Origin of the sequence: Erwinia sp. JUb26 (assembly GCF_003751505.1) — a bacterium.
Lineage (GTDB): Bacteria > Pseudomonadota > Gammaproteobacteria > Enterobacterales > Enterobacteriaceae > Erwinia.
The window spans coordinates 66790-81865 of the sequence record NZ_RJVB01000002.1 but is presented as its reverse complement, the minus strand read 5'-3'; the positions used below and the strand labels follow the sequence as shown (position 1 = coordinate 81865).

At 54.6% G+C, this 15076-nt stretch carries 13 protein-coding genes and 2 pseudogenes; 9 read left to right on the top strand and 6 right to left on the bottom strand.

Annotated elements, in window-relative coordinates; all coding sequences use genetic code 11:
* Nucleotides 1-43 precede the first annotated feature (43 nt).
* From rumA (EC836_RS25110) to eno, 7 genes and pseudogenes are all read left to right on the top strand, one after another.
* A pseudogene (rumA, locus tag EC836_RS25110) lies at nt 44-309 on the top strand (23S rRNA (uracil(1939)-C(5))-methyltransferase RlmD); the annotation flags it as partial.
* 18 nt (nt 310-327) lie between these two features.
* A pseudogene (gene rumA / locus EC836_RS25105) lies at nt 328-760 on the top strand (23S rRNA (uracil(1939)-C(5))-methyltransferase RlmD); the annotation flags it as partial.
* A 23-nt stretch (nt 761-783) separates the two neighbouring features.
* Nucleotides 784-3018, top strand: coding sequence for a GTP diphosphokinase (relA, locus tag EC836_RS05510; protein WP_123330946.1), 2235 nt, complete (start codon nt 784-786; stop codon nt 3016-3018).
* A gap of 457 nt (nt 3019-3475) precedes the next feature.
* Entirely contained in the window at nt 3476-3706 is a 231-nt protein-coding gene (locus EC836_RS05505) for a hypothetical protein (protein WP_123330944.1), read from the top strand.
* A gap of 493 nt (nt 3707-4199) precedes the next feature.
* Nucleotides 4200-4982, top strand: a complete 783-nt coding sequence (gene mazG / locus EC836_RS05495; protein WP_123330940.1) for a nucleoside triphosphate pyrophosphohydrolase — start codon at nt 4200-4202, stop codon at nt 4980-4982.
* 200 nt (nt 4983-5182) lie between these two features.
* Nucleotides 5183-6820 (top strand): glutamine hydrolyzing CTP synthase, encoded by a 1638-nt coding sequence (gene pyrG, locus EC836_RS05490; RefSeq protein WP_123330938.1) that lies wholly within the window; start codon nt 5183-5185, stop codon nt 6818-6820.
* An 80-nt stretch (nt 6821-6900) separates the two neighbouring features.
* The gene (gene eno, locus EC836_RS05485; RefSeq protein ID WP_123330936.1) at nt 6901-8196 is read left to right on the top strand and encodes a phosphopyruvate hydratase; all 1296 of its coding nucleotides are present in this window, start codon (nt 6901-6903) and stop codon (nt 8194-8196) included.
* A gap of 117 nt (nt 8197-8313) precedes the next feature.
* On the opposite strand, the gene EC836_RS05480 is transcribed toward eno, so the two are convergent.
* A complete protein-coding gene (locus tag EC836_RS05480) occupies nt 8314-9186 on the bottom strand; it encodes an MBL fold metallo-hydrolase (RefSeq protein ID WP_123330934.1) in 873 nt (290 codons plus the stop codon).
* 100 nt (nt 9187-9286) lie between these two features.
* On the opposite strand from EC836_RS05480, the gene EC836_RS05475 reads away from it, so the two are divergent.
* On the top strand, nt 9287-10201 hold the full coding sequence (locus EC836_RS05475; RefSeq protein ID WP_123330932.1) for a LysR family transcriptional regulator: 915 nt from the start codon (nt 9287-9289) through the stop codon (nt 10199-10201).
* A 105-nt stretch (nt 10202-10306) separates the two neighbouring features.
* Nucleotides 10307-10978 carry a 7-carboxy-7-deazaguanine synthase QueE gene (gene queE / locus EC836_RS05470; protein ID WP_123330930.1) on the top strand — a complete coding sequence of 224 codons (672 nt, stop codon included), beginning with the start codon at nt 10307-10309 and terminating at the stop codon, nt 10976-10978.
* Between the two features lie 43 nt (nt 10979-11021).
* Here the strand turns inward: queE and EC836_RS05465 are convergent, their stop codons facing one another.
* The 5 genes from EC836_RS05465 to queD form a co-directional block, all read right to left on the bottom strand.
* Nucleotides 11022-11627 (bottom strand): inorganic diphosphatase, encoded by a 606-nt coding sequence (locus EC836_RS05465; RefSeq protein WP_123330928.1) that lies wholly within the window; start codon nt 11625-11627, stop codon nt 11022-11024.
* Between the two features lie 155 nt (nt 11628-11782).
* Nucleotides 11783-12556: an amino acid ABC transporter substrate-binding protein gene (locus tag EC836_RS05460; RefSeq protein ID WP_105593935.1), complete on the bottom strand. Its 774-nt coding sequence runs from the start codon at nt 12554-12556 to the stop codon at nt 11783-11785.
* 41 nt (nt 12557-12597) lie between these two features.
* A complete protein-coding gene (locus EC836_RS05455; RefSeq protein WP_123330926.1) occupies nt 12598-13365 on the bottom strand; it encodes an amino acid ABC transporter ATP-binding protein in 768 nt (255 codons plus the stop codon).
* Nucleotides 13343-14041 (bottom strand): amino acid ABC transporter permease, encoded by a 699-nt coding sequence (locus EC836_RS05450; RefSeq protein ID WP_199735035.1) that lies wholly within the window; start codon nt 14039-14041, stop codon nt 13343-13345. The genes EC836_RS05455 and EC836_RS05450 overlap by 23 nt, the downstream gene beginning before the upstream one ends.
* Nucleotides 14042-14456: 415 nt before the next feature.
* Complete coding sequence (gene queD, locus EC836_RS05445) at nt 14457-14816, bottom strand: 6-carboxytetrahydropterin synthase QueD (RefSeq protein ID WP_123330924.1); 360 nt, start codon at nt 14814-14816, stop codon at nt 14457-14459.
* Nucleotides 14817-15076 lie beyond the last annotated feature (260 nt).

Here is a 15076-nt window from a genome sequence, read left to right as displayed (position 1 = left end):
ATTCTACTCTGCAAAACGACGCGTGACGACCCGGCAACATAGTATTACGCAATGCCCCATTATGAAGCCCGAACTTAATGCGTTAATTCAGCCACTTTATGCTTCGTTAAGCGATTTACAGGCCTTCAGGCGCCTCGGCCAGGTCGCGCTGGTGCTGGCCGATAACGGTCCGCTGCTGGTTTTGCGTCATTTTGCTGTGCTTCGCGCTGCGGATCGTCAAAAACTGGAACAGTTTTCGCATAAACATCAGCTGTCGCTGTTACTTGCGCCAGGCACTGACAAACTGGAGCAGCTTAAGGGGAGATGCCGGTTATCCACTTTGGTCAGCGGGATCTGCTCTGTTGAATAGGCAACTTTACCCTCTCAATGGGAAATTTGGCTGAAAATGTCGTGGGTGTGGAAGGCGTTGCAGCATTAGTGGCAAAGGCTGGGTATAATGCAGCATTAAATAATCTGAACAATGTCGCGTTTTATCAACATAACCTTGAGGAAGACGTGACAAGCCAGCCCTGGGCCGGCGAAGGATTCAATAAGGTGTTACTGGACCCGGCGCGTGCCGGACAGCCGGGGTGATGGAGCATATGGTTAAACTTGCGCCGGAACTCGTGGTCTATGTTTCCTGTAACCCGACCACACTTGCAGGGACAGTCAGGGACTCCTGAAGTCCGGCTACCAATTGGAGCGGGTGCCAATGCGCGATATGTTCCCACATACCGGGCATCTGGAATCCATGGTGCTGTTTAGCCAAAATAAGCCCTGAACGGGGCCATGCCAGGAGAGGATATGGTTGCGGTAAGAAGTGCACATCTGAATACGGCAGGCGAGTTTGCCCTGGACCAATGGATCACCAGTCTGGGGATTGCCAACCCGCAGTCATGTGAACGACTGGCCGAGACCTGGCGCTATTGTGAAACCGCGACCAAAGAACACCCTGATGCCGCGCTGCTGCTGTGGCGCGGCGTTGAAATGGTGGAAATCCTCTCCATGCTCAGCATGGATAACGAAACGCTGCGCGCGGCACTGCTGTTCCCGTTGGCCGATGCCAATGTGGTTACCGAAGAGGTGCTGGAAGAGCACTTCGGCAAGGCTATCGTTTCACTGGTCCACGGCGTGCGCGACATGGATGCCATCCGCCAGTTGAAAGCCACCCATAATGATTCGATGGCCTCCGAGCAGGTCGATAACGTTCGCCGCATGCTGCTGGCGATGGTGGAAGATTTCCGCTGCGTGGTGATCAAACTGGCCGAGCGTATTGCCCATCTTCGCGAGGTCAAGGACGCGCCCGAGGACGAGCGCGTGCTGGCGGCGAAAGAATGTACCAACATCTATGCTCCGCTGGCTAACCGGCTGGGTATTGGTCAGCTGAAGTGGGAGCTGGAAGACTTCTGCTTCCGCTATCTGCACCCCGATGAATACAAACGCATTGCGAAACTGCTGCACGAGCGCCGTATCGATCGTGAAGATTATATTGATACTTTCGTGCAGTCGCTGCGTGACGAAATCGTTAAAGAGGGCGTGAAGGCCGAGGTGTACGGTCGACCGAAACATATCTACAGCATCTGGCGCAAGATGCAGAAAAAATCGCTGGCCTTCGACGAACTGTTCGACGTGCGCGCGGTGCGCATCGTGGCCGAACGTCTGCAGGACTGCTACGGCGCGCTGGGGATCGTCCATACCCTTTATCGCCATCTGCCCAGCGAGTTCGATGACTATGTGGCTAACCCGAAACCGAACGGCTACCAGTCAATTCATACCGTGGTGCTGGGGCCGAAGGGCAAAACCGTTGAGGTCCAGATCCGTACCCGCCAGATGCATGAAGACGCTGAACTGGGTGTGGCCGCGCACTGGAAGTATAAAGAGGGCGGTACGGGCGGCAGCGCGCGCGGTGCCTCCGGCCATGAAGAGCGCATTGCCTGGCTGCGTAAGCTGATTACCTGGCAGGAAGAGATGTCGGACTCCGGCGAAATGCTTGACGAAGTTCGCAGCCAGGTATTCGACGATCGGGTCTACGTGTTTACCCCTAAAGGCGACGTGGTGGATCTGCCCGCCGGTTCCACGCCACTGGACTTTGCTTATCATATTCACAGCGATATCGGCCACCGCTGCATCGGCGCCAAAATCGGCGGCCGCATTGTGCCGTTTACCTATCAGCTGCAGATGGGCGATCAGATCGATATTATCACCCAGAAGCAGCCGAACCCGAGCCGCGACTGGCTGAACCCGAACCTGGGCTATGTCACCACCAGCCGCGGGCGTTCGAAGATCCACGCCTGGTTCCGCAAGCAGGATCGCGACAAGAATATTATTGCCGGTCGGCAGATTCTGGATAATGAACTGGATCATCTGGATATCAGCCTGAAGGATGCCGAGAAGCTGCTACTGCCGCGCTACAACTTCAACACGCTCGACGAACTGCTGGCGGCGATTGGCGGCGGCGATGTGCGCCTCAATCAGATGAGCAATTACCTGCAGTCGAAGCTGAACAAGCCGAGTGCGGAAGAGGAAGATCGCGAAGCGCTACGCCAGCTGACGCAGAAATCGTCCAACAGCGTGCCGCGCAGTAAAGAAAGCGGCAGGGTAGTGGTGGAGGGCGTGGGCAATCTGATGCACCACATTGCCCGCTGCTGCCAGCCGATCCCGGGTGATGACATTACCGGTTTTATCACCCAGGGCCGCGGTATTTCGATTCACCGCGCGGACTGCGATCAGCTGGCCGATCTGATGTCGCATGCGCCGGAGCGCATTGTGGATGCGGTGTGGGGGGAAACGTATTCCAGCGGTTATTCGCTGGTGGTGCGGGTGACGGCCAACGATCGCAGCGGTTTGCTGCGCGACATTACGACCATTCTGGCGAACGAGAAGGTTAATGTGCTCGGCGTTTCCAGCCATAGCGATACCAAGAAGCAGTTGGCGACGATTGATATGGATATTGAGATTTACAATCAGCAGGTACTGAGTCGGGTGCTGGCGCGGTTGAATCAGGTGCCGGATATTATTGATGCGAAGCGTTTGCACTGATAGTTGGTGGTGATTGCTGGCTGCGTGGCGGGGGATCGTCGCGGCGCGATCGGCGGTTGGCTTATCGGTGCAGGCCAGCTTGGCTGATAATCGGTGATGTATTCCTGGATGGGGCGTGGCTGGGTGTTTCGTCGCTACAGGATCGGCGATTGGCCTATCGGTGCAGGCGGGCTAGGCTGATAATCGGTGATGTATTCCTGGATGGGGCGTGGCTGGGTGTTTCGTCGCTGCAGGATCGGCTGTTGGCCTATCGGTGCAGGCGGGCTTCGCGGACTCGCCGTGGATACCTCCCTGTAGGCTCGACGGGCGCGTCCATGCGCCCGACGGTCCGCGAAGCCCGCCTGCACCGATTGCTTAACGGCTTTTGTGTTGCTGTGAGTTAAACCGAATTATCTCTGTTGGCCTTGCGTCTGTTCGAAAGCATATCGTTGCAATAAACCCCTTGCCGGTTAGCTTTTTGAGCGCTGTTGCTTTCCCAACGCTCATTATGATGCTGGAACTGGAACTGGAACTGGAACTGGAACTGGAACTGGAACTGGAACTGGAACTGGAACTGCGATTGCGACCAGAACCAAAGCTGGAAGAAGAAAACCGTGTTCGTGTAAGCCATATGAGTTCTTTACAGCCAGCGCGAAAGAGATATTATCGCGACACGTTTATCTGCATGGTGAACGTGTATGCCGAATAAGTCAGATCTTCGTAACAGTAATGAAATCAATATCATCCTACCCTTTTGCCAGAATCCCAGAATCCCAGAATCCCAGAATCCCAGAATCCCAGAATCCCAGAATCCCAGAATCCCAGAATCCCAGAATCCCAGAATCCCAGAATCGCCAACCAATACGACTTTGTTGATCTTCCCGGCGCTGTTACCTGCAAGTTGAATTCTGCAGGGTTGATAAGCTTGGACCCTGGGTTACGACATCAATATCACTCACTTTTTTGCTACAATCCCGCAATCGCTAAACACGCAGACTTGTAGTTTCTTGCTTGCAGCAACACGATGATCTGAAGGTGAACGTTATGGGGCAGAAAAGCCGAGTGTCTGCGGCAGGGAGGCCGCAGCCAAGCCCACACGGACGTGTTAACGGCGGCTCGGCGTTCTGCCCCATAACGGTCGCCCGGGCACAGAGCCTGAAGCGCCTTTAAAGCCCCATTAACGAAAACAAGGACTCACCACTATGAACGCTCTCGATCGCCTGCTGGGCATCATGAAAACCCTGCGCGATCCGGAACACGGCTGCCCGTGGGATCGCCAGCAAACCTATGCCACTATCGCTCCCTACACCCTGGAAGAAACCTATGAAGTGCTCGATGCCATCGACCGCGCCGACTTCGACGACCTGCGCGGTGAACTCGGCGACCTGCTGTTCCAGGTGGTGTTTTACGCCCAGATGGCGCAGGAGGAAGGGCGCTTTAACTTTGACGATATCTGTAACGCCATCAGCGACAAGCTGGAGCGCCGCCACCCGCATATCTTTGCCGGCGCGACGGTGGCAGACAGCGCTGAGGTGCTGGTGAACTGGGAAAAAATCAAAAGCGACGAGCGTGCGGAAAAGGCACAGCACTCGGTGCTGGATGATATTCCCCTGGCGCTGCCTGCGCTGATGCGTGCGCATAAAATCCAGAAGCGCTGCAACAGCGTCGGGTTTGACTGGGACACGCTGGGACCGGTGCTGGGTAAAGTGTACGAAGAGATCGACGAAGTGATGCATGAAGCGCAGCAGGCCGTGGTCGACCAGCAGAAGCTGGAAGAGGAAATCGGCGATCTGCTGTTTGCGACGGTGAATTTGTCACGCCATTTGGGTACAAAGGCAGAAACCGCGCTGCAAAAAGCCAATGTTAAGTTTGAGCGTCGATTCCGCCAGGTTGAGCAAATTATCACCGAACAGGGAATGGAAATGCAGCAGGCCACACTTGAACAGATGGAAGCAGCGTGGCAGCATGTCAAATCTAAGGAATAATTGGCTGACACGATTCAACAAAAATGTGACGCACATCAACATCCTGATTTAAGAAATCAGGTAGTCTCGGAGTGATAAAAGCGGTGGAATAGTCACAACATGGAAACGATTAATTGTCGGCAACAGGGGTTTCGGGTATACTATTTTCCCGTCCTGGTTATTCATTCCATCGTCTTTAAACCTACATTCTCAGGTTCAGCATGACAACGAACTATATATTTGTGACCGGCGGGGTCGTTTCCTCTCTGGGTAAAGGCATTGCCGCAGCCTCCCTGGCCGCCATCCTCGAAGCGCGTGGTCTTAACGTGACCATCATGAAGCTGGATCCGTACATTAATGTGGATCCGGGCACCATGAGCCCAACTCAGCACGGCGAAGTGTTCGTCACTGATGACGGCGCGGAAACCGATCTGGATCTCGGTCACTACGAGCGCTTCATCCGTACCAAGATGAGCCGTCGTAACAACTTCACTACTGGCCGTATTTACTCTGAAGTCCTGCGCAAAGAGCGTCGTGGCGACTATCTGGGTGCGACCATTCAGGTGATCCCGCATATCACCAATGCCATTAAAGAACGCATCATTGAAGGTGGCGAAGGCCACGATGTCGTGCTGGTGGAAATTGGCGGTACCGTGGGTGACATCGAATCCCTGCCGTTCCTCGAAGCGATCCGCCAGATGGCGGTAGACGTCGGCCGTGAACACACCATGTATATGCACCTGACTCTGGTGCCGTATATGGCGGCAGCGGGAGAGGTGAAAACCAAACCTACTCAGCATTCAGTGAAAGAACTGCTGTCTATCGGTATTCAGCCTGATGTGCTGATCTGCCGTTCAGATCGCGCCGTACCGGCTAACGAACGTGCGAAAATCGCCCTGTTCTGTAACGTCCCGGAAAAAGCGGTTATCTCACTGAAAGATGTTGATTCAATCTACAAAATCCCAGGCATGCTGAAGTCTCAGGGCCTGGATGATTACATCTGTAAACGCTTCAACCTGAACGCGCCGGAAGCAAACCTGGCCGAGTGGGAGCAGGTGATTTACGAAGAAGCCAATCCGGGCGGCGAAGTGAATATCGGTATGGTCGGCAAATACGTCGAACTGCCTGACGCTTACAAATCCGTGATTGAAGCGCTGAAGCACGGTGGCCTGAAAAACCGTGTAACCGTAAACATCAAACTGATTGATTCACAGGATGTTGAAACCCGCGGCGTTGAACTGCTGAAAGATCTGGATGCTATTCTTATCCCTGGCGGCTTCGGCTATCGCGGTGTGGAAGGCAAGCTGATGACCGCGCAGTATGCCCGTGAAAACAACATTCCATACCTGGGTATCTGCCTGGGTATGCAGGTTGCGCTGATGGAGTTCGCTCGTAACGTGGCGCATATGGAAGGCGCGAACTCTACCGAGTTCGTACCGGACTGTAAGTATCCGGTTGTGGCGCTGATCACCGAATGGCGTGATGAAGAAGGCAACGTTGAGCAGCGTACCGAGCAGAGCGATCTGGGCGGCACCATGCGCCTGGGCAGCCAGCAGTGTCAGCTGACCGACGACAGCCTGGTGCGCAAGCTGTACGGCAGCGACACCATCGTTGAGCGTCACCGTCATCGTTATGAAGTCAACAATATGCTATTGAAGCAGATTGAAGCGGCGGGATTACGTATTGCAGGCCGCTCCGGGGATGACCAGCTGGTAGAGATTATCGAAATCCCTAACCATCCATGGTTTGTTGCGTGTCAGTTCCATCCGGAATTCACCTCAACACCTCGTGACGGACACCCGCTGTTCAGTGGCTTTGTTAAAGCCGCCAGCGAGCACCAAAAGCGTTTGGCAAAATAAGTATTTTCATAACTCTCTGAAACCGCAGGGTTTCAGAGGGTGTGTCTAAGTTTAAGCTAACTTGTACTGAGGAAAAACTAATGTCCAAAATCGTTAAAGTCATCGGTCGCGAAATCATCGACTCCCGTGGAAACCCGACCGTTGAAGCCGAAGTGCATCTGGAAGGCGGTTTCGTTGGTCTGGCAGCGGCACCATCAGGCGCTTCTACCGGTTCCCGCGAAGCGCTGGAACTGCGTGACGGTGACAAATCTCGTTTCCTGGGTAAAGGCGTAACTAAAGCCGTTGCAGCCGTTAACGGTCCTATCGCTGAAGCGGTAACCGGTAAAGATGCAAAAGACCAGGCAAACATCGATAAGATCATGATCGATCTGGACGGTACCGAGAACAAATCCAAGTTTGGTGCTAACGCCATTCTGGCTGTTTCTCTGGCTGCTGCTAAAGCCGCAGCTGCCTCTAAAGGTCAGCCACTGTACGAGCACATTGCTGAACTGAACGGCACCCCGGGCAAATTCTCTATGCCACTGCCAATGATGAACATCATCAACGGTGGTGAGCACGCCGACAACAACGTCGACATCCAGGAATTCATGATCCAGCCTGTTGGCGCGAAAACCATCAAAGAAGCGATCCGTATCGGTTCTGAAGTTTTCCACAACCTGGCTAAAGTTCTGAAAGCGAAAGGCCTGAGCACCGCTGTAGGTGACGAAGGTGGCTACGCGCCTAACCTGGGTTCTAACGCAGAAGCACTGGCTGTTATCGCTGAAGCGGTTAAAGCAGCAGGCTACGAGCTGGGCAAAGATGTTACCCTGGCGATGGACTGTGCCGCTTCTGAGTTCTACAAAGACGGTAAATACGTGCTGGCTGGCGAAGGCAACAAAGCCTTCTCTTCCGAAGAGTTCACTCACTTCCTGGAAGACCTGACCAAACAGTACCCAATCGTTTCTATCGAAGACGGTCTGGACGAATCTGACTGGGCTGGTTTCGCATACCAGACCAAAGTGCTGGGCGACAAAATTCAGCTGGTGGGTGACGACCTGTTCGTAACCAACACCAAGATCCTGAAAGAAGGTATCGATAAAGGCATCGCTAACTCCATCCTGATCAAATTCAACCAGATCGGTTCTCTGACCGAAACTCTGGCTGCGATCAAAATGGCGAAAGACGCTGGCTACACTGCGGTTATCTCTCACCGTTCAGGCGAAACCGAAGATGCAACCATCGCTGACCTGGCGGTAGGTACTGCAGCGGGCCAGATCAAAACCGGTTCTATGAGCCGTTCTGACCGTGTTGCTAAGTACAACCAGCTGCTGCGTATTGAAGAAGCGCTGGGCAACCGTGCGCCATTCAACGGTCTGAAAGAAGTTAAAGGTCAGTAATCACTGACGGTTCGCAGCGGCCTGCGCGGCTGCGGACAGATTGAAAAAGCCCCGTCTTGACGGGGCTTTTTTATTTCTGGCTGGCGAGATTGCCAGCCGATAGTCAGTGCTTTTAACCTACTGCGGCCACTTCATTTCGCCCTTCAGCACTTTGGCACTCAGTTCCAGTGAAGACTCATCCTTCAGCTGCGGATAGTGCTGCTTCATCGCATTAATAAACGCCTGAGAGTCTTTGGTTTTTACCAGTTCTGCCTCAGCCGTTTGCAGGTAGCGCAGGGTGAAATTGACCGAGGCGACACTCTCATCGGCACCCGGCAGGAAGTGCCCAGGTACCACACGGACTGGTCTCAGCGCCTTGATATCTTCCAGCTTCTGCTGCCACGCCGAGCGCTCCTGTTTACTCTGCGCATCCGCCAGCCAGACGTGGATATTATTGCCGGACACCACCACGCCGCCGAGCACGGTTTTCAGTGCCGGAACCCACAGATAGCTGTCGTGCGGCTGCGGCCCTTTCAGCCCTTTAATCTCTACCGTCTCGCCATCAACCTTAAAGCTGTCGCCCTGAATCACCTCGGGCACGATCAGCGACTGCGGCGCGTTGTCGCCCATCTTCGGCCCCCAGAAAGCCAGCTTGCCGTCTTTGGTCTGCTTGATCAGCTCAACGGTCGGCGCGGTAGCGACGATTTTCGCGTCGGGGAAGGCGCGGTGCAGGGTGTCCAGACCGAAATAGTAATCCGGGTCCGACTGGCTGATAAAGATGGTCGTCAGGCGCTTACCGCTGGCCTTGATACGCTTAACCAACGCTTCGGCATCGTTGCGCTGGAACTGAGCGTCGATCAGCACCGCTTCGGTCGGACCGGTGATGATTTCCGATGAAACGGCGAAAATGCTGTTTTCTCCGGGGTTATAGACGTCAAGATTGAGCGGTTGGGCGGCATACAGCGACGGGCTGGCAGCAAAAGCCAGCAGCAGGGCGAAACGAGTTTTCATTTTAAAATTACCTTAGCCGTAAAATAACCAGTTTAGGTTGCATATCCCGTGGAATAAACCGACTATCAGGCAACAGATTGTTGCATAAATCGGACATATAATGGACAGACTGACGGCGGCAAATGTTTTTATCACCATTGTGCAACGGGGCAGCCTGACGGCAGCGGCGGACGTACTCGGCATGTCGCGGGCGATGATCACGCGTTATCTGAGCGAAATGGAAACGTGGTCCGGCGCGCGGCTGTTGCATCGCAGCACCCGTCGACTGAGCCTGACTCCGGCCGGAGAGCACGCGCTGGTGCGATGTCGGCAGATGCTCCTTCTGGCGGGTGAAATTGAGCAGAGCAACCAGCCGGAGGGAGAAGCGCTCGCCGGGCTGCTGCGGATTTCCTGTTCTCTGTCGCTGGGCAACAGCGTGCTGGCCGCGGCGATAACCGCCTTCCAGCAGCGCTATCCGCGCATTCGCATCGATCTGCATTCCAGCAACCAGCTGGTGAATCTGGTGGAGGAGCGTATCGATCTGGCGCTGCGCATCACCGGCCAGTTGGAGCCGAATCTGATCGCCCGACCGCTGAACACCTGCGAGTCGGTCCTTTGCGCCACGCCGGCTTATCTGGCCCGTGAAGGCACGCTGCAGCATCCTGAACAGCTCATCCACCATAACTGCCTGACCTATTCGAACTTTGGCAAAAGCCTGTGGAACTTCAGCCGGGGGGAGGAGCACGACACGGTCGCGGTCAGCGGCAGTATCAGCGCTAACGACTCTCTGATGCTGCTCAGCGCCACGCTGGCCGGGGCGGGCATTTCTATGCAGCCGCTGCACAGCGTGGGGGCGCTGCTGGAGAGCGGCAGGCTGGTTGCGCTGCTGCCGGAGTATCAGCTCGACAGACTGGGGATTTTTGCCATCTATACCTCCCGCCAGCACCAGTCGCGTCAGCTGCGCGCGCTGCTCGATTTTCTGGTGGAATGGTTTGCCGGTGAAGAGGCCTCCAGGCGTTTACAGGGGTTAATTTAGGCAGCCTTAAATTTTCTTACCACATGCAGCGCAGGCTTTGGTTGGTCCCGGGCCGACAATCTGCCATAATCTGCGACCGTAATTTAACCATCAGCCGAGAAGTCGATGCAGTACCCGATAAATGAAATGTTCCAGACGTTGCAGGGCGAAGGTATTTATACCGGCGTACCGGCAATTTTTATCCGCTTACAGGGCTGCCCGGTGGGCTGCAGCTGGTGTGATACCAAACACACCTGGGATAAGCTGGCCGATCGGGAAACCTCGCTGGGGGATATTCTGCTCAAGACGGTGGAAACCGATGCCTGGGGCGCGGCGGATGCCGATGCGCTGATTGGCGTGATCCGTGGTAACGGCTGGACGGCCAACCATATCGTGATCACCGGCGGCGAGCCGTGCATTCACGATTTGACTCCGCTGACAGCAAGCCTGCAGCAGCAGGGCTTCAGCTGTCAGATTGAAACCAGCGGCACGCACCCGGTGCGCTGTACGCGGGAAACCTGGGTCACGGTATCACCGAAGGTCAACATGCGCGGCGGCTATGACGTGCTGAATCAGGCGCTGGTTCGCGCCGATGAGGTGAAGCATCCGGTGGCGCGTCAGCGCGACGTCGATGCGCTGGATGCGCTGCTGGCTACGCTGGATGACGACAAAGCCCGCATTATTGCCCTGCAGCCGATCAGCCAGAAAGCGGATGCGACTCAGCTGTGCATCGATACCTGTATTGCCCGCAACTGGCGGCTGTCGATGCAGACGCATAAATACCTGAACATCGCCTGACGAAAGAGGGGACAGCCGCAACGATGCAGCGTCCCCTTATCGCTTACTGACCTGATTTCGCTTTCCAGGCATCGTACGCCGACTTAATTTCTGTCTTCGCCGCAGCGGTATCACCGAAACCGTTCAGCTCAACTTTCTTTCGTCCGTCCGGCAGCTGCTTGTAGACGCGGAAGAATGCTTCCAGACGTTCCTGCTCGATCTTAGGCAGGTCGCTCATCGATTTGATATCGTCATAGGTCGGATCGATCTTGCTGGCCGGAACCGCGACGATCTTGTCGTCGGACTCGCCGCCATCGATCATCTTCAGCACGCCGATCGGACGCAGTTTGATCAGCGTACCCGGCGCCATCGGTGCGCGAGTGTAGAAGATCACATCCAGCGGATCGCCGTCACCGCCCAGCGACTGGGTCAGCGAGCCGTAGTTGGCCGGATAGGCCACCGGCATGGACTGGAAGCGGTCGGCAACGATAAAGCCGGTTTTCGCGTCGGTTTCATACTTGATGATGCCACCGGCCGGGATCTCGGTCAGCGCGTAGAACTCTTCCGGGTTGTTATCCGGCTGAGGGAAGTCGAGGATGTTAATGGTGCTGGCCTGGGCGCAGGCGGAAAAAACCAGAGCGATAACGGAAAGTTTGCTGAAAAGCTTCATTGAGATTCTCTCGATCTTTAGTGGAGAGCGACAGACTAGAGAGCGGGCGTGACAGGAATATGACAAAATATTTCAAATACGCCCGCGAACGGGCGTGGGAGGCGGTGGCGCAATCGCAGGCGCAAAACGGGCTGAGGATGCAGCCCGCTGCGGGTTTATTTGGACACGTCAGTGCCGAAGTATTTGACTGAGATACGCTGCCAGGTGCCGTCGCTCTTGATATCGGCCAGCGCCTTATCAATCGCCTCTTTCAGCTGCGGGTTACCTTTCTCAATCAGAATGCCTACCTGCTCGGCATCGGAACGGCTGGCGACGATCTTCACCGGCGCATCGGGCTTGTGCTTTTTGAAATCGAGGAACGACAGGTTATCGTTGATCGTGGCATCTGCGCGGCCCTGGGCCACCAGATCAACCGACTGGTTAAAGCCATCGGTAGCAACGATTTCCGCGCCGTAGCCGCGCGCCAGCTGGGCATAGTTACTGGTCAGGGTGTGCGCAGATTTTTTCCCCTTCAGGTCCTCAAAGGTTTTGATCGTCTTATTGTCGTCACGCACAATCAGCGCCGCTTTTGAAGACAGGTACGGCGTAGAGAAATCATATTTCGCCTGGCGCTCCGGGGTGATCGACACCTGGTTAATCACTGCCTCATAGCGTTTCGCATCCAGACCGGCGATCAGGCCGTCCCATTTACCCTCAACGAATTCAGCCTTCACCTTCAGGCGTTTTGCCACTTCGCGGCCAATATCAACGTCAAAACCGGTTAACGCGCCGGAAGCATCGTGGAAGGTAAACGGCGGATAGGTGCCTTCGGTACCGATTTTAAACACGCCCGCCGACTGGATTTTTGCCAGATCGGTTTCCGCCAGCGCTGCGCCAGAAAAACCGATTTGTACCATGCCTGCCAGCAGCAGCGTTGCGATAGTTTTCATAGTCATAACTCCTGAATGGGTTGGGTAATACAGTCTTAACGTCAAATTTCCCATGAATCGGGCAGGGTTTCGGTCAGGGTGGAGATAAACGCTTTAGTTCGGGCTTTTTGCGCCCGGGTAAAAATGTCCTGTGAGGTGCCGGTTTCAACAATTTCACCCGCTTCCAGGAATACCACCTGCTGGGCAATGTTGGCCGCCAGCCGCAGGTCGTGAGTGGCCATCAGCATGGTCATCCCTTCTTTGGCCAGCTGTCGTAATACCGCCACCACTTCAAGCGACAGTTCGGGATCCAGCGCGGAAGTCGGCTCGTCGCACAGCAGCACCTTCGGCGAGGGGGCCAGCGCGCGGGCAATCGCCACGCGCTGCTGCTGGCCGCCGGAAAGATTGGCTGGCCAGGCATCGCGCTTGTGCAGCAGCCCTACTTTGGCCAGCAGTTCCTCAGCGCGTTCCTTAGCCTGTTTCACCGACTGCTTATGCACGGTAATCAGGCCTTCGGTAATGTTTTCAATCACCCGCAGATGAGGGAACAGCTGGAAGCTTTGAAATACCATGCCGGTCTGCTGGCAGATGCGATAAACATCTTTTCTGCCGGCGCGCCCGCTGCCGTTAAATACGAGTTTTTCTTTTCCGAGCGTTAATTCCCCGGCCTGCGGAACTTCAAGAAGATTCACGCAGCGCAGCAGGGTACTTTTCCCACTGCCCGACGGACCGATCAATGCCGTCACGCTGCCTTCTTTAATCGTCAGGTTAATGTTTTTTAATACGGGATTGTCGTCGAATCTTTTTTCAATGCCGGACAGCGTTATCATTCTCTTTCTCCTTCACTGCGCCTGTATTTTCCAGTTTTTTCTCCAGACGGGTCTGTAGAGAAGAGAGTACTGAACTGATAATTAAATAAACGATTGCCGCTTCGGTATATAATATTAATGGCTGATAGGTCACTGCCGCAATTCGCTGCGCGGCAAGGAACAGCTCGGGCACGGTAATCACCGAGGCCAGCGACGTATCTTTTACCAGTGAAATAAAGGTATTCGACAGCGGCGGCACGGCAATGCGCGCCGCCTGGGGAATAATCACCCGGCGCAGCGCCTGAGCCCAGTTCATGCCGATAGAGTGCGCCGCCTCCCACTGGCCTTTCGGCACGGAAAGCAGAGTGGCGCGGATCACCTCTGACGTATAGGCGCCGATATTCAGCGTAAAGCCAATTATCGCGGCGGGAAACGCATCCAGCGTAATACCGGCGCTGGGCAGAGCATAGAAGATCAGAAACAGCTGCACCAGCAGCGGGGTGCCGCGAATAAGCCACACATAAAAACGAACAACCTTCTTTAACGGCTCCGGTCCATATAAACGGGCCAGTGCAGCAACAAAGCCCAGGGATAAACCCAGAATAAAGGAAATTAACGTTAATGGGATGGTAAAGGTCAGTCCGGCATAAAGCATCGGCCAGAATGAATCAATTGCTAAATTAAGCCATGCGGGCACGCGACACCTTCTCTTAATAAGTTATTATTATTGACCTGAACTTATGGCGAGAGACTATCACGAACTCAAAAAACGACCATATATCGTGATTTGCTATTATATATTCGATAAGAATATATAAATATGAACAAAGCTATGCCAGATTTCGCATAAGGAAGTAAGATTGATTTTTAAGGCTTATTTTCATTTTACCGAGATATATCAGTGTAAGGGCAGAGAGAACGATACAGATGGGGATGAGGTCAGTCTGAGGTAAGCCGGACGTCACGCGGCAGGGATGCCGCGTGCCGAGGCCCGCATGGAGCGTCTTTTGCCGTTCCGGTGTGCTCAGACTGGCCTTATCCCGGACGCCGACTATCAGGCAACGGAATGAGGATCGCTCTGCGTTGCCAGCGGTGACCGGCAACGGGACCAATTAGCCGCGATAAACGCACCCGGCGGTGCAGGTCTCTTTTACCATCACCGCACTCAGCAGCGGCAGTGCTGGCTTCATCTGCTGCCAGATCCAGGCTGCGAGCACTTCACTGGTGGGATTTTCCAGACCAGGAATATCGTTCAGGTTGTAATGGTCCAGTCGATCGTAAACCGGCTTAAAGGCCGCTTTGATCTCGGAAAAGTCCATTACCCAGCCGGTATGCGCATCTACTTCGCCGGTGATCTCCAGACGCACCATAAAAGAGTGCCCGTGCAGTCGGCCGCATTTGTGCCCGGCAGGCACATTCGGCAGATGGTGTGCGGCTTCGAATTGAAAATCTTTAAACAGCGTGGTCGCCATGGTTACAGTCTCAGTCTTGATGGTGAAAACCGCCGCAGGATACCGGAAAACGGCTTTTTTCGCACCCGTTTCCCGGCAACGGCGCCCGGTCAAAGTGTAAACCAAATGCCTGATGTTTTAACTGGCTGATAAATAAAAACATTATCAACCTGTTTTGCCAATAAGCCTTACCTGAAAAACCATTTAGTCATTTTGGTTATTAATTATTGCCAACCCTTATTTAAGGGTTATTCTGCTTGCCCTTACCCTGTCAGTAAACA

Bases quoted from the DNA above. Each gene is read 5' to 3' on its own strand.
- relA (WP_123330946.1), top strand. From the start codon at position 784: ATGGTTGCGGTAAGAAGTGCACATCTGAATACGGCAGGCGAGTTTGCC.
- mazG (WP_123330940.1), top strand. From the start codon at position 4,200: ATGAACGCTCTCGATCGCCTGCTGGGCATCATGAAAACCCTGCGCGAT.
- pyrG (WP_123330938.1), top strand. From the start codon at position 5,183: ATGACAACGAACTATATATTTGTGACCGGCGGGGTCGTTTCCTCTCTG.
- eno (WP_123330936.1), top strand. From the start codon at position 6,901: ATGTCCAAAATCGTTAAAGTCATCGGTCGCGAAATCATCGACTCCCGT.
- EC836_RS05480 (WP_123330934.1), bottom strand. From the start codon at position 9,186: ATGAAAACTCGTTTCGCCCTGCTGCTGGCTTTTGCTGCCAGCCCGTCG.
- EC836_RS05475 (WP_123330932.1), top strand. From the start codon at position 9,287: ATGGACAGACTGACGGCGGCAAATGTTTTTATCACCATTGTGCAACGG.
- queE (WP_123330930.1), top strand. From the start codon at position 10,307: ATGCAGTACCCGATAAATGAAATGTTCCAGACGTTGCAGGGCGAAGGT.
- EC836_RS05465 (WP_123330928.1), bottom strand. From the start codon at position 11,627: ATGAAGCTTTTCAGCAAACTTTCCGTTATCGCTCTGGTTTTTTCCGCC.
- EC836_RS05460 (WP_105593935.1), bottom strand. From the start codon at position 12,556: ATGAAAACTATCGCAACGCTGCTGCTGGCAGGCATGGTACAAATCGGT.
- EC836_RS05455 (WP_123330926.1), bottom strand. From the start codon at position 13,365: ATGATAACGCTGTCCGGCATTGAAAAAAGATTCGACGACAATCCCGTA.
- queD (WP_123330924.1), bottom strand. From the start codon at position 14,816: ATGGCGACCACGCTGTTTAAAGATTTTCAATTCGAAGCCGCACACCAT.